Source organism: Streptomyces buecherae (assembly GCF_014295035.1).
Classification (GTDB): domain Bacteria; phylum Actinomycetota; class Actinomycetes; order Streptomycetales; family Streptomycetaceae; genus Streptomyces; species Streptomyces youssoufiensis.
In genome coordinates this window covers 2,795,670-2,815,157 of sequence record NZ_CP060404.1, presented here as the reverse complement: position 1 = coordinate 2,815,157, position 19,488 = coordinate 2,795,670, and the positions used below count along the sequence as shown (strand labels likewise).

Here is a 19,488-nt window from a genome sequence, read left to right as displayed (position 1 = left end):
CTGCGAAACTCTCCTTCCGCGCAACGGATGCGCTCCGACGGGTGGCCCGCCGAATGGCGTGGTGGCCGCTCATCTGGCAGGCCCTTGTCACAACCCGTGGGTAATGAGCGGGGCCCGGAATGGGCATGGTTGGATGCGGAGAAGGGGGTGTCGCGGCCCAGGCCAGCGGCAAGGAGAGCAGTAGCGCACAGGCTGCTCCGACGCAATCGCAGGGGCCGGGCTGAGATGTCCGTGAAGATGTGGCAGGTTGTCGTCAGGGAGGGCGACGCCGCCCGCAAGGGCACCGGCGCGGAATGACGCAGCAATCGGCAGGCGGGAATCGTGAGGATCTTCGGCAAGGTGCGGCGCCGGCCATCCGCCTCCTGGCGGCAGGCCACCGACCGCGCGTTCACGCTCATCGGCGACGGCCGGTACGAGGACGCGGGCGCGCTGCTGACGCGCGCCGTCGATCTGGAGCCCTGGCTCTCCGAGTCCTGGTTCAACCTGGCCCTGCTGCACAAGTTCCGGCACGACTGGGAGCAGGCGCGCGCCGCCGGGCTGCGCGCCGTCGCGCTCCTCGACCGGGACTCCGGGGCCCCCGACTGGTGGAACGTGGGCATCGCGGCCACCGCGCTCCAGGACTGGCCGCTGGCCCGCCGGGCCTGGCAGGCGTACGGCCTGAAGACGCGCGGTGACCAGGCGGCCACCTCGGGTCCTGACAACGCCCCCGTGGACATGGACCTGGGCAGCGCGGCGGTGCGGCTCTCACCCGAGGGCGAGGCCGAGGTCGTGTGGGGTCGCCGGCTCGACCCGGCCCGGATCGAGGTGCTGAGCATCCCGCTGCCGTCCTCGGGCCGGCGCTGGGGCGAGGTCGTGCTGCACGACGGGGTCCCGCACGGGGAGCGCACCACCGCCGCCGGCCCGTCCTACCCCGTCTTCGACGAGATCGAGCTGTGGGCTCCCTCACCCGTCCCGACCTGGGTCGTCCTGATCGAGGCGGCCCGCGAGGCCGACCGGGACGCCCTGGAGCGGCTGGCGGCCGACGCCGGCTTCGCGGCCGAGGACTGGTCGTCGTCGGTGCGGCTGCTGTGCCGCTCCTGCTCCGAGAGCCGGATGCCGAGCGACGAGGGCGACGGCGAGCACCTGGACCCGCACGACCACAGCGAACCGGGCCACCCCGGCCCGCTCGGGCACCGCACGGCGGGCTCCGGCTCGCTGTGGGTCCCCGAGCGCGAGTGCGGCATCGCGGCCCCGGCCGGCCTGGTGCGCGGCCTGCTCGACGGCTGGGTCGCGGACAGCCCGGACACCCGCGAATGGCGGGACCTGGAAGAGGTCTGCTGAACCCGGGCGGCCCGTGCGGCGCGGGCGCTCGGGCCCCGTGGTGGCCCGGACCGGGCGAGCGCGGGTCGGGTGCCCGGCGATGCCCGTACCCTGTAGGGCGACGAAGCAGGGATTCCAGGAAGGCTTACGGCGGACCATGGCGCAGCAAGAGACCGACCAGCAGGTGAACGAGGGGTCCTCACTGCCGGAGGCGGAGGACGGGTTCGTCATCGACACCCAGGACTGCGCGGAGCGGGAGCAGGCGCACCGCGAGCGCGGCACGGCCCGCCCGATCACCGTCGTGGGCAATCCGGTACTGCACAAGGAGTGCCAGGATGTCACCGCCTTCGACGACGAGCTGGCCGCGCTGATCGACGACATGTTCGCCAGCCAGCGGGCGGCCGAGGGCGTCGGCCTGGCCGCCAACCAGATCGGCGTGGACCGCAAGGTCTTCGTCTACGACTGCATGGACGACGAGGGCGTACGGCACGTCGGCGTCGTCTGCAACCCGGTCCTGATCGAGCTGCCCGCCGAGCGCCGCAACCTGGACGACTCCAACGAGGGCTGCCTCTCGGTGCCCACCGCGTACGCCTCGCTGGCCCGCCCTGACTACGCCGAGGTGCGCGGCCAGGACGCCCAGGGCAAGCCGATCAAGGTGCGGGGCACGGGCTACTTCGCGCGCTGCCTCCAGCACGAGACGGACCACCTGTACGGCTACCTGTACATCGACCGGCTCTCCAAGCGGGACCGCAAGGACGCCCTGCGCCAGATGGAGGAGGGCACGCCGCGCTACGAGACGGTGCCCAACGCCTGAGTCGCCCCCTTACGGGCACGGCCAACGGGCCGCCGACGACCGGAACACCGGTCGGCGGCGGCCCGTTGGCCTGCGGGGCGAGCCGCCTCGTGCTGCCGGGGCGGGCCGCCTCGGCAGGTGGCCGGCGCCGCGCACCGATTCGACTCACCGCGCCGACAGCCAGGGGTGGTGATCAGCGTGGGCGGCGGAACCAGTCGCCGGTGGTGCGCTGGGACAGCAGGACCACGACGACGATCGCGAGGATCGCCGTCGGGCCGGTGGGGTGCTCCCGCATGGAGCCGAGGCCGGTGGCGATGGCCATCGACGCGACGACGATCGCGGTGACCCGCGTCGCGTGCTCGCCCTTGCCGAACCGGAAGGCGCAGCCCGCCCCGACGAACCAGAACAACCCGGTCCCGATCGCCTGGCCCGCCGACCGGGAGCCATCGGCGAGGCCCGTCACGACGGCGAGGAAGAGGAAGAACCCGGCCCCCACGAACAACAGCACCTGGGCGGTCCGTACGACCCCCGGCATCTGGTGCGCCGCGGACGGGGCCGCGCCAGGCCCCGGCGGGAACTCGGGCAGCGGGTAGCCGTGCGGCGGGGCCGGGTGCGCCCCGGGGGTTGGGCCGGGGCCCGGGACAGGGGACTGGCCGGGAGGCTGGGAACCATGCATGGGCCAAACGCTAGCGACGCGTCACGTCCCCGCGGGCCCACTCGGCCCCTCTCACCCTGGCAGGACGGTGCCTGGCAGCAACGTGACGCGCCGCGCGGGGCGCGCCCCGAAGGTGCGCGCCCCGCGCTCGTCAGACGAGGCCGGCTCCCGGCGCCGGTGTCGGAACCGGCGCCGGGAGCCGTGTCGCGAGCCGTGCCTAGAACTCGTCGTCGAAGGAGACCGAGCCCTCCACGGCGACCTGGTAGGCCGAGGCCCGCCGCTCGAAGAAGTTCGTCAGCTCCTGGACGTTCTGCAACTCCATGAAGGAGAAGGGGTTCTCCGTGCCGTACCGGACCGGCAGGCCAAGCCGCAGCAGCCGCTGGTCGGCGACGCACTCCAGGTAGGCGCGCATCGACTCGGTGTTCATGCCGGGCAGCCCCTCGCCGCACAGGTCGCGCGCGAACTGCAGCTCGGCCTCGACGGCCTCCTCCAGCATCGCCGTGACCTCGCGGCCCATCTCCTCGTCGAAGAGGTCGGGCTCCTCCGCGCGGACCGTGTCCACGACCGAGAACGCGAACTCCATGTGCATGGACTCGTCGCGGAAAACCCAGTTGGTGCCGGTCGCCAGGCCGTGCAGCAGGCCACGGGAGCGGAACCAGTACACGTAGGCGAACGCCCCGTAGAAGAAGAGGCCCTCGATGCAGGCGGCGAAGCAGATCAGGTTGAGCAGGAAGCGGCGCCGGTCGGCCTTGGACTCCAACCGGTCGAGCTTCTCCACCTCGTTGATCCACTTGAAGCAGAACTGCGCCTTCTCGCGGATGGAGGGGATGTTCTCCACGGCGTCGAACGCCGCGGCGCGGTCGTCCGGGTCGGGCAGGTAGGTGTCGAGCAGCGTCAGGTAGAACTGGACGTGCACGGCCTCCTCGAACAACTGCCGCGACAGGTACAGCCGCGCCTCGGGCGAGTTGATGTGCTTGTACAGCGTCAGCACGAGGTTGTTGGCCACGATGGAGTCGCCCGTGGCGAAGAACGCGACCAGGCGGCCGATCATGTGCTGCTCACCCGGCGAGAGCTTGGCCAGGTCGGCGAAGTCGGAGTGGAGGTCCACCTCCTCGACGGTCCAGGTGTTCTTGATCGCGTCGCGGTAGCGGTCGTAGAACTCGGGGTAGCGCATCGGCCGCAGGGTCAGCTCGAAGCCCGGGTCGAGCAGGTTCTTGCGCACCGTGACCGCCTCGCCGGTGGCGTTGGTGGTGTCGGTGGTGGCCGGAGTGGTGGCCGGGCTGGTCACTGGCATGCCTCGCAGGATTCGGGGTTCTCAAGGGAGCAGGCGACCGCGTCGGCTTCGACGGGCGTCTGCTGGGCGGGTACGGGGACGCTGGCCGTCGCCTCGGCGCCGCGCGCGGAGTGCGCGATCCGGGTGGCCGGGCGCGAGCGCAGGTAGTACGTGGTCTTGATGCCGCGCTTCCAGGCGTACGCGTACATCGAGCTGAGCTTGCCGATGGTGGGCTGGGCCATGAAGAGGTTGAGCGACTGGCTCTGGTCCAGGTACGGGGTGCGGTCGGCGGCCATGTCGATCAGGGCGCGCTGCGGGACCTCCCAGGCGGTGCGGTACAGGTCGCGCACCTCCTGCGGGACCCAGCCGAAGTCCTGGATCGACCCGTTGGCCTCGCGCAACGCGTCGCGGGACTGCGCGTCCCACACGCCGAGCCTCTTCAGGTCCTCCACCAGGTAGGCGTTGACCTGGAGGAACTCGCCGCTGAGCGTCTCGCGCTTGAACAGGTTGGAGACCTGCGGCTCGATGCACTCGTACACGCCCGCGATGGAGGCGATCGTCGCGGTCGGCGCGATGGCCAGCAGCAGCGAATTGCGCATGCCGGTCCTGGCGATCCGCGCGCGCAGCGCCTCCCAGCGCTCCGGCCAGTGCGCGGTGGCGGTCGGGTAGTGGTCCGGGTGCAGCACGCCGCGCGCGGTGCGGGTGGCGGCCCAGGCCGGGTGCGGGCCGACGGGGGCCTGCGCGTCGGAGCCGGCCCGGGGGCGCTCGGCGAGGTCGGCGGACGCCTCGTAGGCCGCGAGCATGATCCGCTCGGCGAGCCGCGTGGACAGATCCCTGGCCCGCGGCGAGTCGAAGGGCAGCCGCAGTTGGAAGAAGACGTCCTGCAGGCCCATCACGCCGAGGCCCACCGGGCGCCAGCGGGAGTTGGAGGCGCCGGCCTGCTCGGTCGGGTAGAAGTTGATGTCCACCACGCGGTCCAGGAAGGTGACCGCGACGTGCACCGTCTGGTCCAGCTTCGCCCAGTCGACGGCGTCGAGCGGGTCGGCGACGGAGGCCGGGTCCACGTCCGTGCGCAGGTGCGCGGCGAGGTTGACCGAGCCGAGGTTGCAGACCGCGGTCTCGCCGTCGTTCGTGACCTCCAGGATCTCGGTGCACAGGTTGGACGAGTGGATCACCGCGCCGGGCTCGGCGGTCTGGTTGGCGGTGCGGTTGGCGGCGTCCTTGAACGTCATCCAGCCGTTGCCGGTCTGCGCGAGGGTACGCATCATCCGCGCGTACAGCGTCCGGGCGGGCACCGTCTTGCTGGCCCTGCCCGCGGCCTCGGCGGCGCGGTAGGCGGCGTCGAACTCATCGCCCCACAGGTCCACCAGGTCCGGCGCGTCGGCGGGGGAGAACAGCGACCAGTCCTCGTCGGCCTCGACCCGGCGCATGAACTCGTCCGGGATCCAGTGCGCGAGATTGAGGTTGTGGGTGCGCCGCGCCTCCTCGCCGGTGTTGTCCCGCAGTTCGAGGAACTCCTCGATGTCCGCGTGCCAGGTCTCCAGGTAGACGCAGGCCGCGCCCTTGCGCCGGCCGCCCTGGTTGACGGCGGCGACCGAGGCGTCGAGCGTGCGCAGGAACGGCACGATGCCGTTGGAGTGCCCGTTGGTGCCGCGGATCAGCGAACCCCGGGAGCGGATGCGCGAGTACGACAGGCCGATGCCGCCCGCGTGCTTCGACAGCCGCGCGACCTGGTGGTACCGGTCGTAGATCGAGTCCAGCTCGTCCAGCGGCGAGTCCAGCAGGTAGCAGGAGGACATCTGCGGGTGCCGGGTGCCGGAGTTGAAGAGCGTGGGGGAGCTGGGCAGGTACGCCAGCGAGCTGGTGAGCCGGTACAGCTCGCTGACGTCGGCCAGCGCCCGCGCGGAGCCCTCCTCGGCCAGGCCGCAGGCGACCCGCAGCAGGAAGTGCTGCGGGGTCTCGACGACCTGCCGGGTGATCGGGTGCCGCAGCAGGTAGCGGCTGTGCAGGGTACGCAGGCCGAAGTAGCCGAAGCGGTCGTCGGCCCGGCCCACGCCGTGCCCGGCTCCCGCCGCGTTGGTCTCCTCCACCAGCGCGTCCAGGGCCTCGGCGTGGGTGCGGACGAAGTCCGCCGTCGCGTCCGCGATCAGCCCCTCGCGGTGGCCGACGGCGACCGAGGCGGAGAAGGACACCGCGCCCTGCCCGGCGGCCTCCTCCGCGATGGCCCGGGTCAGCAGCCGCGCGGCGAGCCGCGAGTACTGCGGCTCCTCGGCGATCAGACCGGCCGCCGCCTCGGTCGCGAGCGACCGCAACTCCGCCTCGTCCGAACCTGGATGGCGTCCGCGCAGCGCGGCGGCGGCCACCTTCCCCGGGTCGGTGGCGGGCAGGTCGGCGGTGAGGTCGGTCAGTACGCGCAACAGCGCGGTGCCGGCTCCTTCGACCGCTGACTCTGAGACGGACTCACGTGAAACGGGGTCCGCTGGCGCGATGGTCACGGGTGGCTCTCCCTCGCTCGGCAGGGGGCCGCGCGGGAGGTATGGAAGGCGCGCACGGGCGGGCCACGACCTGTGGTCGGGCATGCCACGCGGCGTCCACCGGCCCAACCCACGGGGCCCGGACGTATGCGACGCCCGGGGCCGGCAAGCGTGTCCGGCCATGGGCGCGCTGTCGGCAGGTCCTCGGACTCACGGCGCGCAAAACGGCACACGTACACCGTTGCGGGACAGTTCCGGATTCGCACCGGATTCCCCTGCGGCGACAGCGAGCACGAGCATACATCTTGTGTCGGCGATGGCGGGTGCCCCCACATCTTGTGTCGCGGCGCGGTGAATCCCGTACGGATGTGCTAACCGATCCAGGGGTCTGAGTGCCCGTCGGGCCCGTCATGAAGGGCCCGAACGGTTCGGCCGAGGCCCCGTCGATTGGTGGCTTGCCACAGTCCCCGGCGTGTTGGCGGCCCACTCGGCGCGAAGCGGAACGCGACGCGCGCCGGTTGCCGTCGGCGCGGACATCACTGGCCGAAGAGGGGGGAATGGGATGCGGCGCGCGCGGCGGCGGTGGGGACGTGACAGGGCGACATCTTCACCGCCGAAGCCGAAGCCGGCGCCGAAACCGTCGCCGTCGCCGTTCATGGCGCGCGGCGGCGTACGCCGGGCGCGGGACGGGGCGACGCGGGCGCGGGAGGGGGCGCGGCGGCGCCCCGCGCGCCACGTGGGGGTGCGTGGCGCGCGGGGCGCGGGGGCGGCGGGTTGGCGGGGCGTCGGGTGCGCGAGTGGGGCGGCAGCCGGTCGGCGGGCGTCTGGTGGGTGGGCGGGGCGGCGTCAGCAGCAGCGGAAGCCGTTGCGGGGGTCCGCCTCGCGCTCGTCCATCCGGCGCCGCTCGAACTCGGCGCGACTGGCCGGCTCGGTGTCGGGGTGCTGCCGGCGGGTGTGCGCGACGTACCGGTCGTACGTCCCCTCGCCGGTGAACTCGCGTACGTACCAGCGCAGTCGGCGGCCCCAGTGCGCGGCCCGGCGCGCGGCGGTGTTGGTCATCGCGATCGGCTCCTTGTCGGGTGCGGACGCTGGCGGGTGGTGCCCGCGGGGTGCGCGGGCCCGGCCCCCTGCCCATGGTGCGGCCTCGCGCGGCCGTGGGGCTGGGGGGGCGGGCCAGCGGCTTCGGTGGAGCACCGGGTGGCGCGTGCGGTGCCCGCGTGGCGGGGCCGGCGGGTGGTGCCTGGCGCGGGCGGGGTCCGCGCGGCGGGCCGGGCGCCGGGGCGGCGCCGGTTTCGCCCGCCGCGCGGGTGACGGTCAGGCGGAGGGGTCGCCCTGGGAGACGCGTTCGGGCCGGCCGGCCGCCGCGGCGGCCTCGGCCAGTTCGCGCTTCTCCTCGGGGGTGGCCACGAGCCCGGCCGGCGCGACGATCCGCGACTCGACGTACGGCGCCTCGTGCAGCCGGGCCGCCTCCGGGTCGCGGATGGCCCGGACGCAGGTGCGGGCCGCGTCCGCGATGACGACGATCACGAGGACGGCGAGCAGCGCGGAGAGCACCCCGTCCACGGTCGAGTTGGTGACGACCGTGTGCATCTCGTCCATGTTCTTGGCGGGCGGGAGCACCTTGTCCGCGTCGATGGCGTCCTGGTAGCGGTCGCGCTGGCTGAAGAAGCCCACCCGCGGATCGTCCGAGAAGATCTTCTGCCAGCTCGCGGTCAGCGTCACCACCACGTCCCAGACCAGCGGGACCGCCGTCACCCAGGCCCACTTGAGCCGTCCGGACTTCACCAGGAGCGTGGTGCACACCGCGAGCGCGACGGCGGCCAGCAACTGGTTGGCGATGCCGAAGATCGGGAAGAGCTGGTTGACGCCGCCCAGCGGGTCGTGCACGCCGACCCACAGGAAGTAGCCCCACAGGGCGACCACGATGGCGCTGCAGATCCAGATGCCGGGCTTCCAGCCCACGTCGCGGAACGGCTTGTAGACGTTGCCCAGCATGTCCTGGAGCATGAACCGGCCGACCCGGGTGCCCGCGTCCAGGGCGGTGAGGATGAACAACGCCTCGAACATGATCGCGAAGTGGTACCAGAACGCCCGCATGCTGTCGCCGCCGATCACGTCGGAGAAAATCTCCGATACGCCGACGGCCAGCGTGGGAGCGCCCCCGGTGCGCGAGAGGAGCGAACTCTCCTCCACGGCCTTGGCCGCCGCGGCGAGTTGTTCGGGCGAGATGGAGTAGCCGAGGCCCGCGACCGCCTCCGACGCGGATCGCACGCTGTCGCCGACCACGCCCGCCGGCGCGTTCATCGCGAAGAACAGGCCCGGGTCGATGATGGACGCGGCCACCATCGCCATGACGGCCACGAACGACTCCATCAGCATGGCGCCGTAGCCGATCATCCGTACCTGCGTCTCCTTCTCGATCATCTTCGGCGTGGTGCCGGAGGCGATGAGCGCGTGGAAGCCGGAGAGCGCGCCGCAGGCGATGGTGATGAACACGAAGGGGAACAGCGACCCGGCGAAGACCGGCCCGTCGCCGCGGCCCGCGAAGTCGGTGACGGCGTCCATCTTGAGGGTGGGCAGCGTGAAGACGACCCCGACGGCCAGCAGCCCGATGGTGCCGATCTTCATGAAGGTGGACAGGTAGTCGCGCGGCGCGAGCAGCATCCACACCGGCAGCACGGAGGCGATGAACCCGTACGCCACCATCCACAGCACCAGCGTGCTGTGGTCCAGCGTGAAGGTGTCGGCCCAGGAGGACTCGGCCACCCAGTTGCCGCCCACGATGGACAGCAGCAGCAGGACGAGGCCGATGAGCGAGACCTCGGTGACCCGGCCGGGCCGCAGCACGCGCAGGTAGAAGCCCATGCCGAGGGCGATCGGGATGGTCATCGCGATGGAGAAGGTGCCCCAGGGGGACTCGGCCAGCGCGTTGACGACGATCAGCGCCAACACCGCGAGCAGGATGATCATGATGATGAACACCGAGAGCAGCGCCGCGGCGCCGCCGATCGGGCCGATCTCCTCGCGCGCCATCTGGCCGAGCGACTTGCCGTCTCGCCGGGTGGAGAAGAAGAGCGTCACCATGTCCTGCACGGCGCCCGCGAAGATCACGCCGACGACGATCCATATGGTGCCCGGCAGATAGCCCATCTGCGCGGCCAACACCGGCCCGACCAGCGGCCCCGCACCCGCGATGGCCGCGAAGTGGTGGCCGAGCAGCACGCGGCGGTCGGTCGGGTGGAAGTCGACGCCGTCGTTGCGCCGCTCGGCCGGAGTGGCCCGCGTCTTGTCGGCGCGCAGCACCCTGGTGACGATGAAACGCGAGTAGAAGCGGTACGCGATGGCGTACGAGCCCAGCGCCGCCGCCACCATCCAGGCGGCGGAGACCTCCTCGCCCCGGGAGAGGGCGAGCATGGCCCAGCCGAGGGCGCCGACGAGGGCGACGGCGGTCCAGACGAGGACGGTGCGCGGGGAGATGTTCCGTGGGCTGGGAGTGCTCACCGGGCGCACCCTCCGTCGATCCGGGCCGGCGCCACAGCGCCACGGCTCGCCGCGACAGCCCAGGTCAGAGGCCGAAGAGGGGAATGCGCGGGCGAGGTGCGCCCGGCTGACTCCTCATCTGGTGTGGTCTGGACCAATTGCCCGAGGGCTCGTACGATCGCCTTCATCTGGTTCAACTCCGCTTCCCCACGCCTGCGATGGGACCTGAACGTGCTCGACATCGTGGTGGTACTGCGGGCCCAGGGCGTGCCTCGTGGCGTCCATCGCGTCCACAACCGGAACGCGGAGACGCCCCTCGCCCTCGCCGACACCGGGTCATCCTTCCCTTCGGCCTCACACGTCACGCGCGTACCAGCCCTGGCAGCGCGGGCCCGGTGCGCGCCTCATCTGGAACCCGCCGATCCGTCCGCTCCGTTCGTCGGTCTGGCCGGTGGACCGCTCGGTGGGCCGCCCCTCGGCGCCGCCCACGCTGGGCGGCAGGCGGAAATCCTCGCGCGGGTGACCAGGGGAAGGGAAGCCTCCGCCGGTCACGACTCCCTGGCCGGCACCCCGTTCCCCCGCGCCCGACGCCCCGCGCCGGCCACCCCACGAGACCGCGCGAGACCTGGCCGAAAAGCGGCGGCCACGGCCGCGCGGCCTTGCCCCGCCTGGGCGACGCGTGCCAGCCGCGCCGGCTTACCAGCCACCAGCGCGGCCGGAATCCGCGCGGGGCGGCCCGACCGCGTTTGACCAAGGCTTTGCCAGGTCCGACGCCCCACCCCGCGCCGCCGGCCCCCTGATCAGCGCCACGCCGCACGCGCCACCCGGGGCCGCGCCGGTCCACAGGGTGGACCCGCCGTTCCACCGCCACGACGCGTGGCGTATCACGGTGTCCAGCACCGCGGCGCGGCTCAGCCCACCAACGCCGCCGCCCGCGGCGCGCTCCCGTTGAGAAAGGACCGCACGTCCATGACCGAGACGACCCCGTCCACAGCGACGCCCACCACCACCCAACCCGGCACGCCACCGTGGGGAACCGTCGTCATCTCGCCACACTTCGACGACGCCGTGCTGTCGCTGGCGGCCGTGCTCCCCAAGCTGCGCGGCCCGGTCGCCGTCGTCACCGCCTACGGCGGGGCACCGGAACACGGGGCCGCCGTCTCCGAATGGGACGAGATGTGCGGCTTCACCACGCCACACGAGGCCCACGCGGCCCGCGTGGTCGAGGACGCCCAGGCCCTCGGCCTGCTCGGGGTGGCCCAGATCGCGCTGCCGCACCCCGACGGCCCGTACGGCAACCCCGACCAACTCGGCCACCTCGACCAGTGGTTGCGCGAACTGCCCGCCGACACCGAGGTGCTCGCCCCGATGGGCACCCGCCAGGAGCACCACGCCCTGGTCCGCGAACAGGTGCTGCTGACCCGCGCCACGCAGGGCGCGCCGCCGCCGCTGATCTACGCCGACCTGCCCTACACCGGCCACACCCCGGGCTGGCACACCGACGGGGCCGAGCAGGCGCTCGCGGCCGACCCCGAGCGCGGGGAGTCCTACCGGAGCCTGGCGAAGCGCTTCCGGCTGACCCCGCGCTGGGAGGTGCGCCTCGACGACGCGGAGTGGGCCAGCAAGCGCCTGGCCGTGCAGTGCTACGGCTCGCAGCTCGCCCCGCTCGGCGCGCTCGGCCACGGCCTGTTCCTGCACCGTACGGGGCCGCTGCGCACCGAGCGGGTGTGGGCCCTGGAACCGCACGCGGCGCCCGCCGCGTAGGTGGGGGCGCGCGGTGGCGGGCCGGCGGCCGGGCTTACGACGGGCGCCCCGACGCGGGGCGCCCGCCTCGCCCGCGCGCCCGCGCCCGCGCCCGCGCCCGGCGGGTGGGCCCGGGCGGGGCGGGTCAGTCCGTCGGGCGGCGCAGGCGGGCGACGAACTTGTACCGGTCGCCGCGGTAGACCGAGCGCACCCACTCGACCGGCTCGCCGTTGTCGTCCAGCGAGTGCCGGGAGAGCATCAGCATCGGCAGCCCGACGTCCGTGCCGAGCAGCCCCGCCTCGCGCGGGGTGGCCAGCGAGGTCTCGATGGTCTCCTCGGCCTCGGCCAGGCGGACGTCGTACACCTCGGCCAGCGCCGTGTACAGGGACGCGTACTTGACCAGGCTGCGGCGCAGGGCCGGGAAGCGTTTGGCGGACAGGTGCGTCGTCTCGATGGCCATCGGCTCGCCGCTGGCCAGCCGCAGCCGCTCGATGCGCAGCACCCGGCCGCCGGCGGTGATGTCCAGCAGCCCGGCGAGCCGGTCGTCGGCCGTGACGTAGCCGATGTCCAGGAGTTGGGACGTGGGTTCCAGTCCCTGGGCCTTCATGTCCTCGGTGTAGGAGGTCAGTTGCAGCGCCTGGGAGACCTTGGGCTTGGCGACGAAGGTGCCCTTGCCCTGGATGCGCTCGAGCCGCCCCTCGACGACCAGCTCCTGCAACGCCTGGCGCACCGTCGTACGGGAGGTGTCGAACTCGGCGGCCAAGGTGCGCTCGGGAGGGACCGGCGTGCCCGGGGGCATGGTTTCGGTCATTTCCAGCAAGTGGCGCTTGAGTCGGTAATACTTGGGGACGCGCGCGGTGCGCGTGCCACTCGCAGCCGTTCCGTTCCCGTTGCCCAGTGCGCCGCCGGCGCTCTGGGCGATGCCCCCGTCGCTCCCCATGGCGTGACGCCCCGACTCCGATCCTGTTGCCGTCACCGGCTCCTCCGTTACTTCGGCTGGAGGTACGGGGGGTCTCCCCGGACAACGCAGCGCGGCTCACATCGTGGCATGGGTGGGCCCCGGGGCACCCTCATCAACGTGCTGGCGGGCCCCAGGTGTCGGTCCGATAACGGACCTGACAGCGACTCTTATACACCCTTGACACCCCTAAAGGTCTAGGCCAAGCTGCGGGAACTGGTCTAAACCATTAAAGACCAATTCCGGTTCTTTGAGGAGAGTGCTGTGAAGCGTGGGCTCATAGCGGCGACGGGTGTCGCGGCCATGTTGGTGAGCGTCGCGGCCTGTGGGTCTGACAGCGACGACAACAAAGGCTCCGGCAAAGACGGCTGGAAGGGCGAGACCCTGACCGTCTGGGCCATGGACGGTTCCACACCTGACGGGTGGACCAAAGATGTGACGGCTGCCTTCGAAAAGAAGACCGGAGCCAAGCTGAAGTTTGAAGTTCAGCAGTGGAACGGAATTCAGCAGAAGATAACCACGGCACTCTCTGAGTCGAATCCGCCGGACGTCATCGAGCTCGGCAACACGCAGACGCCGGCCTACGCGCACACCGGTGGCCTGGCCGACCTGTCCGACCTCAAGAAGGAGATCGGCGCCGACTGGACGAAGAACATCAACGAGTCCTCCGTCTACGAGGGCAAGCAGTACGCGGCCCCGTGGTTCGCGGTCAGCCGCGTCGTCCTCTACAACAAGAAGATCTGGGACGAAGCCGGCATCAAGGAACTGCCGAAGACCCGTACCGAGTTCTTCAAGGCGCTCGACACCATCGACAAGAAGACCGACGCCGAGCCCATCTACATGCCCGGCCAGAACTGGTACTTCTTCGACGGCCTCACCATTGGCACCGGTGCCGAGCTGGTAAAGAAGGACGGCGACAAGTACGTCTCCAACCTCTCCGACCCCAAGGTCGGCAAGGCCATGGACATCTACAAGCAGTACGCCGACTTCAGCGAGGCCCCCAAGGACAAGGACGAGGCCACTCCGCAGCAGGCCGAGGTCTTCGCCGAGGGTAAGACCGGTGCCTTCATCGGCATGGGCTGGGAAGCCGCGACCGCCATCAAGGCCAACCCGAAGATTGAAAAGGACATCGGCTACTTCACCGTCCCGGGTGAGACGGCGGACAAGCCCGAGGGCGTCTTCCTCGGCGGTTCCAACCTCGCCGTGGCCGAGGGCAGCGACAAGCAGGAACTGGCGAAGGAATTCCTGAAGATCGCGCTTTCCGACAAGTTCGAGGGCCAGCTCGCCAAGGAAGGCGGCGTGATCCCGAACAAGCAGTCGCTGCAGAGCCAGCTCAAGGGCAACAAGGCCGCCGAGGCCATGGCGCCGGCGACCGTGGGTGGCACCACCCCGCTGATCCCCGAGTGGGCCGCGGTCGAGAACACCCCGAACCCGATCAAGACCTACATGACCGCCGTTCTCAACGGCAAGTCGCATGAGGAAGCCGCCAAGTCGGTCGAGGGCGAGCTGAACAAGCGGCTGAGCCAGGACCTCTAGCCGCAGGCTCACACGCGCACGCTGCCGGGGGTTGGGAGTCGCCACCCCCGGCAGCGCACCGACTACGTCCGGCCCAGGAAGAGAAGACGAGCATGTCTGTGCAGACCGAACGTGCGAAGACGGCACCGGGAACTGCCGTCCGCAAGAGCGGAGGACCGCCCAAGGGCGGGCCACACGCGAAACGGAAGGGGGCCAGCGGCAGTCTCCTGCCGTACGTGCTGCTTCTCCCCGCGCTAGCCACGACCCTGGTGTTCCTCGGCTGGCCGATGGTCAAGAACGCCACGCTGTCCCTGCAGAACGTCAACCGACGACAGTTGATCCGCCGGCTCACCGAGTGGACCGGGTTCGACAACTACGAAGCGACCCTCAAGAGCGAAGAGTTCTGGCGCGTCGTCGGTCGCTCGATCGTCTTCACCGGCGTCAACGTCATCCTGATCATGGGGATCAGCACCCTCGTCGGCCTGCTGCTCGCCCGGCTCGGCAAGAAGATGCGGCTGACGCTCCAGATCGGCCTGGTGCTCGCGTGGGCCATGCCCATCATCGCCGCCACCACCGTGTACCAGTGGCTGTTCGCCCAGCGCTTCGGCGTCGTGAACTGGGTCCTGGACAAGCTGGGCTGGCACTCCATGGCCGACTACAACTGGATCGGCTCCCAGTTCTCCGCCTTCTTCGTCATCACCCTGCTGATCGTCTGGCAGTCCATACCCTTCGTGGCCCTGAGCCTGTACGCCGCGACCACCACCATCCCGAACGAGCTGTACGAGGCCGCGTCCCTCGACGGCGCCGGCGCCTGGAAGAGCTTCACCACGGTGACCTTCCCCTTCATCAAGCCGTTCCTCTTCGCCACGACCTTCCTCGAGGTCATCTGGGTCTTCAAGGCACTGCCCCAGATCTTCGCGCTCAGCGAGGGCGGACCCGACCGGCTCACCGAGACCCTCCCGGTCTACGCCTTCGTCGAGGGCGTCGGAAACCAGCACTACGGCATGGGCGCCGCCATCTCGCTGCTCACCATCCTGGTGCTGCTGGGCCTCACGTCGTACTACCTCCGCATTGTCTTGAAGCAAGAGAGGGACGAGCTGTGAAGCGTTCACGCCTCGGCCGCATCTGGCCCAACGCGACGGCGATCGTCCTGTTCATCGGGTTCGTCTTCCCCGTGTACTGGATGTTCAACACGGCCCTGAAGCCGACCGGCGACATCCTCAGCGAGGACCCGGTCTGGTTCCCGTCCTCGTTGACGTTCGAACACTTCGAGACAGCGGTCAACGCGGACAACTTCTGGACGCTGGTCCGCAACTCCCTCACCGTCACGCTGCTGGCCGTGGGCCTGTCGCTGCTGGTCGCGCTGGGCGCCTCGTTCGCCATCGCCCGCATGCGGTTCAAGGGCCGCCGGGGCGTCATCCTGGTCTTCATGATCGCCCAGATGGCCCCCTGGGAGGTCATGGTCATCGCGATCTACATGCTGGTGCGCGATGCTGACATGCTCAACAGCCTGGTCCCCCTCACCCTCTTCTACACGGTCATGGTGCTGCCCCTGACCATCCTGACGCTACGGAACTACATCGCGGCGGTGCCCAAGGAACTGGAGGAGTCCGCCATGGTCGACGGCTGCTCCCGCGTCCAGGCGTTCCGCAAGGTGATCTTCCCGCTGCTCGCCCCCGGGCTGATGGCCACCTCCCTCTTCGGCTTCATCACCGCCTGGAACGAGTTCCCGATGGTGCTGATCCTCAACAAGCAGGACCAGGCCCAGACGCTGCCCGTGTGGCTCTACAGCTTCCAGAGCAACTTCGGCAACGACTGGGGCGCCACCATGGCCGCCGCCTCCCTGTTCGCCCTCCCGATCCTGATCCTCTTCCTCTTCCTGCAGCGCCGGGCCGTCGGCGGCCTGACCTCCGGCGCCGTCAAGGGATAACGGGTCAACGCGCCTTAACCGCAAGGGACACACCGCACGATGAGCACCACCTCCGCCTCCGCCCGCACCGACTCCCTGAGCCGCGACGCCCTCGCCGTCCTCCAGCCAGGCTTCCGGGGCACCACCACCGCCCCCGACTGGCTGCTCCGCAGGATCGACGAGGGGCTCGCGTCCGTCGCCCTGTTCGGCCGCAACATCGAGCGGCCCGAACAGGTCGCCGCGCTCACCGGGCAACTGCGGGCGGAACGCGGAGACCTCCTGGTAGCCATCGACGAGGAGGGCGGCGACGTCACCCGCCTCGAGGTGAACGAGGGCTCCTCCTTCCCCGGCAACCTGGCCCTCGGCGCCGTGGACGACCCCGACCTCACCCGGGCCGTCGCCCAGGAGATCGGCCGCCGCCTCGCCGAGGTCGGCGTCAACCTCGACTGGGCGCCGTCCGCCGACGTCAACGCCAACCCCGACAACCCGGTCATCGGCGTCCGCTCCTTCGGCGCCGACCCGAAGCTGGTCGCCCGGCACACCGCCGCCTACGTCGAAGGCATGCAGGCGGCCGGCGTGGCCACCAGCGTCAAGCACTTCCCCGGGCACGGCGACACCGCCGTGGACTCCCACCACGACCTCCCGCGCATCGACGCCGACCTGAACGTCCTGGCCGACCGCGACCTGGTGCCCTTCCGGGCCGCCGTGGCCGCCGGCACCAAGGCCGTCATGAGCGCTCACATCCTGGTGCCCGCGCTGGACCCGAACCGGCCCGCCACCCTCAGCCCGGAGGCGCTGCACGGACTGCTGCGCCGCCCCGTGGCCGACGGCGGCTTCGGCTTCGACGGGCTGATCATCAGCGACGCCATCGAGATGAAGGCCATCTCCGCCGCGTACGGCGTGGAACGCGGCACCGTACTGGCCCTCGCCGCCGGAGTGGACGCCATCTGCGTCGGCGGCGGGCTGGCCGACGAGGAGACCGTGCGACGCCTGCGCGACGCCCTCGTCCAGGCCGTCCGCGCCGGCGAGCTGAAGGAGGAGCGGCTCGCCGACGCGGCGGCTCGGGTCCGCGCCCTGGCCGACTGGGCCCGCCTGGACACCCGGGGCGCGGGATCGGCCGAGGGCTCGGCCCCGTCCGTAGCCGCCGCCCCCGAGGTGGGACTCGCCGCCGCACGCCGCGCGGTCCGCGTGACCGCCGGCTCGCGCGCCACCGCCCCCCTCACGCGGCCCGCCTACGTCGCCGCCTTCACCCCGATGGCGAGCATCGCGGTCGGCGACGACACCCCGTGGGGCGTCGCGGCCGAACTGGCTCGCCTCCTCCCCGGCACCAAGACCGAGGCACTCAACAACGCGCGGGTCACCGAGTACGGCGTACCCGAGACCATCGCGCAGGTGTGCGCGAAGGCGGGGGAGCGCCCCATCGTCGCGGTCGTACGCGACGTCCACCGCCACACCTGGATGACCGAGGCCCTCGCCGCCCTGGTCGCCGCGCGACCCGACACGATCGTGGTCGAGATGGGCGTCCCCCAGGCCGCCCCCGTCGGCGCCCTCCACATCGCCACCCACGGCGCCGCCCGCGTCTGCGGCCGCGCCGCCGCCGAGGTCATCACGGGGGGCTAGCGCTCGGGGCGTTGCTGGGGTGGGGTCGTGGAGCGGGGGAGCTTGTCGGGTGGGGGTGGAGGCCCTCCCCCCTCCCCCTCGCCCACCCTCCCCGCCCCTTGCGGCCCCGAGGTCCCGCCTGGCTCAGCCCAGCCCGGGCCACCCCGGGGCAGTCCAAGCCGGGCCGGGCCGCCACGGCGGCACGCGTTGCCGCTCCGCCACCTCGGTGGCCCCCGCCGCTTAACCTCGACCCGGGGCCCGGAGTTCGGGCCCACTGGCCGGCTCACCGTGCACGACCCGCTGGTCAGGTCGGCCTCCCCGTGCAGGCCGGCCCACCTGCGTGCCGGCAGAGCCTCCGGCGAGTGCGCCCACCGCTCACCGCCCGACCGTCGGCTTGCGTCCCCGTTCCCCGCCCGCCTGCCGGAGCAGCCCGGTCCACGGGTACGCCTGCCTGGGCCGTCCCCCGAAAGCGGGCCGCCCCTGAAAGCGGTCTCCGCCCTGGTCCCCACGCAAGGGCAAGCGCAGCCGCACCGCACCCGAAGACGGCAGTCGACACTCGGCAACGGCAATCGCACGGCCCCCGGCACCCCGCCAGCACCGAACGAGCGCGCAGCCAGGGCGAACCCGACGACGAGGCACAGCTCCCTGACGCCCCGCCGTCACGACCCCCACGCTGCCCGACCCGTGCCGCCAGCACGCCGGCCCTGTGCCTCCTCGCAGACGCACGCGCCACTGACCTGTGCGCCGCCCCGACCCGCGGCCCGCCCAGAGCACGTGAAGCCCGGGCGCGCACCCGTCCAGTCGGATCGCGCGAGCGTCACCAGACCGTGCGAGCGCCGCCACACCACGCCAGCGCCACCAGACCACGCCAGCGCCGCCACACCACGCCAGCGACCACGCGGCGCGGGCACCAACAGGCAACCCACCCAGACACCGCGTCACCCCGCAGGCGACACGAGGCCGTAGGGGGAGCGCCGCACCGGGGTCCGAGGTGTGTGGGCTACAGCAGGGCACCTCCCGTCGCGTCGATCCACTGGCCGGTCACCCAGCGGCTGTCGGATGAGGCGAGGAAGGCGACGATGTCGGCCACGTCGTCGCCCTTCGCTACCCGGTTGAACGGGGACTGCGCGGCGACGGCCTTCCACGTCTCGGCATCGCCGCGCAGCCAGGCCGCGTTCATGTCGGTGTCGACCACGCCCGGCGCCACCGCGTTCACCGTTATCCCGCGCGGGCCCAGCTCCTTGGCCAGGGTCAGGGTCAGCACGTCGATGGCGCCCTTGGTCATCGAGTAGGAGATCAGCTCGGGTGTCGCGGCGCCGCGCGTCAGCCCCGTCGAGATGTTGACGATCCGCCCCCCGTCCCGCAGGCGCGGGAGACCCAGTTGGGTGATGAAGAACGGTGCCTTGGCGTTGACCGCGAAGACGTGGTCGAACGATTCGGGTGTCACGGCGGCGATCGGCTTGCCGGCCTCGACGATCCCCGCGTTGTTCACCAGGATGTCGAGGCCGTCCGCCTGCTCGTCGAAGGCGGACCACAGGGTCTCCGCGTCTCCCGGCACGCCCAGCTCGGCCCGCAGCGCGAACGCCTGTCCGCCCGCCCCCTCGATGGCCGTCACCGTCTCCTTGGCCGCCTCGTCATTGCTCCCGTAGTGCACCGCGACCCTGGCGCCGTCCCGCGCCAGTCGCTCGGCGATCTCCCGCCCGATGCCCCGACTGCCGCCGGTGACCAGCGCTGTCTTGCCCTTGAGCGCGCCCATGGTCACGCCCCCCTTTTTTCTTTAGGAGTCGATA

At 71.5% G+C, this 19,488-nt stretch carries 14 protein-coding genes and 1 riboswitch; of the genes, 7 read left to right on the top strand and 7 right to left on the bottom strand.

Annotated elements, in window-relative coordinates; genetic code table 11:
* Positions 1–321: 321 nt before the first annotated feature.
* Positions 322–1,320 (top strand): tetratricopeptide repeat protein, encoded by a 999-nt coding sequence (locus H7H31_RS10270; RefSeq protein WP_187061003.1) that lies wholly within the window; start codon positions 322–324, stop codon positions 1,318–1,320.
* Positions 1,321–1,456: 136 nt separating this feature from the next.
* Entirely contained in the window at positions 1,457–2,113 is a 657-nt protein-coding gene (gene def / locus H7H31_RS10265; protein WP_187061002.1) for a peptide deformylase, read from the top strand.
* A 172-nt stretch (positions 2,114–2,285) separates the two neighbouring features.
* On the opposite strand, the gene H7H31_RS10260 is transcribed toward def, so the two are convergent.
* From H7H31_RS10260 to H7H31_RS10240, 5 genes are all read right to left on the bottom strand, one after another.
* Complete coding sequence (locus H7H31_RS10260; RefSeq protein ID WP_187061001.1) at positions 2,286–2,768, bottom strand: hypothetical protein; 483 nt, start codon at positions 2,766–2,768, stop codon at positions 2,286–2,288.
* A gap of 196 nt (positions 2,769–2,964) precedes the next feature.
* Positions 2,965–4,041, bottom strand: a complete 1,077-nt coding sequence (locus H7H31_RS10255) for a ribonucleotide-diphosphate reductase subunit beta (RefSeq protein ID WP_187061000.1) — start codon at positions 4,039–4,041, stop codon at positions 2,965–2,967.
* On the bottom strand, positions 4,032–6,515 hold the full coding sequence (locus H7H31_RS10250; RefSeq protein WP_187060999.1) for a ribonucleoside-diphosphate reductase subunit alpha: 2,484 nt from the start codon (positions 6,513–6,515) through the stop codon (positions 4,032–4,034). Before H7H31_RS10250 ends, H7H31_RS10255 begins: the two co-directional genes overlap by 10 nt.
* 157 nt (positions 6,516–6,672) lie before the next feature.
* A riboswitch (cobalamin riboswitch) is annotated at positions 6,673–6,794 on the bottom strand.
* A 546-nt stretch (positions 6,795–7,340) separates the two neighbouring features.
* Complete coding sequence (locus H7H31_RS10245) at positions 7,341–7,553, bottom strand: YbdD/YjiX family protein (protein WP_187061546.1); 213 nt, start codon at positions 7,551–7,553, stop codon at positions 7,341–7,343.
* Positions 7,554–7,808: 255 nt separating this feature from the next.
* Positions 7,809–9,995 (bottom strand): carbon starvation CstA family protein, encoded by a 2,187-nt coding sequence (locus H7H31_RS10240; RefSeq protein WP_232109773.1) that lies wholly within the window; start codon positions 9,993–9,995, stop codon positions 7,809–7,811.
* A gap of 948 nt (positions 9,996–10,943) precedes the next feature.
* On the opposite strand from H7H31_RS10240, the gene H7H31_RS10235 reads away from it, so the two are divergent.
* On the top strand, positions 10,944–11,738 hold the full coding sequence (locus H7H31_RS10235) for a PIG-L family deacetylase (protein WP_187061545.1): 795 nt from the start codon (positions 10,944–10,946) through the stop codon (positions 11,736–11,738).
* A 124-nt stretch (positions 11,739–11,862) separates the two neighbouring features.
* Here H7H31_RS10235 and H7H31_RS10230 read toward each other — a convergent pair whose 3' ends face one another.
* On the bottom strand, positions 11,863–12,657 hold the full coding sequence (locus tag H7H31_RS10230; RefSeq protein WP_187061547.1) for a GntR family transcriptional regulator: 795 nt from the start codon (positions 12,655–12,657) through the stop codon (positions 11,863–11,865).
* 282 nt (positions 12,658–12,939) lie between these two features.
* Here H7H31_RS10230 and H7H31_RS10225 point away from each other — a divergent pair, with 282 nt between their 5' ends.
* The 4 genes from H7H31_RS10225 to H7H31_RS10210 all read left to right on the top strand — a co-directional run bounded on the left by H7H31_RS10225 (position 12,940) and on the right by H7H31_RS10210 (position 17,719).
* Positions 12,940–14,211: an extracellular solute-binding protein gene (locus H7H31_RS10225; RefSeq protein ID WP_187061544.1), complete on the top strand. Its 1,272-nt coding sequence runs from the start codon at positions 12,940–12,942 to the stop codon at positions 14,209–14,211.
* A gap of 92 nt (positions 14,212–14,303) precedes the next feature.
* Complete coding sequence (locus H7H31_RS10220; protein ID WP_187061543.1) at positions 14,304–15,293, top strand: carbohydrate ABC transporter permease; 990 nt, start codon at positions 14,304–14,306, stop codon at positions 15,291–15,293.
* Entirely contained in the window at positions 15,290–16,120 is an 831-nt protein-coding gene (locus H7H31_RS10215; protein ID WP_187061542.1) for a carbohydrate ABC transporter permease, read from the top strand. The genes H7H31_RS10220 and H7H31_RS10215 overlap by 4 nt, the downstream gene beginning before the upstream one ends.
* Positions 16,121–16,159: 39 nt before the next feature.
* The gene (locus H7H31_RS10210) at positions 16,160–17,719 is read left to right on the top strand and encodes a glycoside hydrolase family 3 protein (RefSeq protein ID WP_187061541.1); all 1,560 of its coding nucleotides are present in this window, start codon (positions 16,160–16,162) and stop codon (positions 17,717–17,719) included.
* Between the two features lie 979 nt (positions 17,720–18,698).
* Here the strand turns inward: H7H31_RS10210 and H7H31_RS10205 are convergent.
* Entirely contained in the window at positions 18,699–19,454 is a 756-nt protein-coding gene (locus tag H7H31_RS10205; protein ID WP_187061451.1) for an SDR family oxidoreductase, read from the bottom strand.
* Between the last annotated feature and the right edge of the window lie 34 nt (positions 19,455–19,488).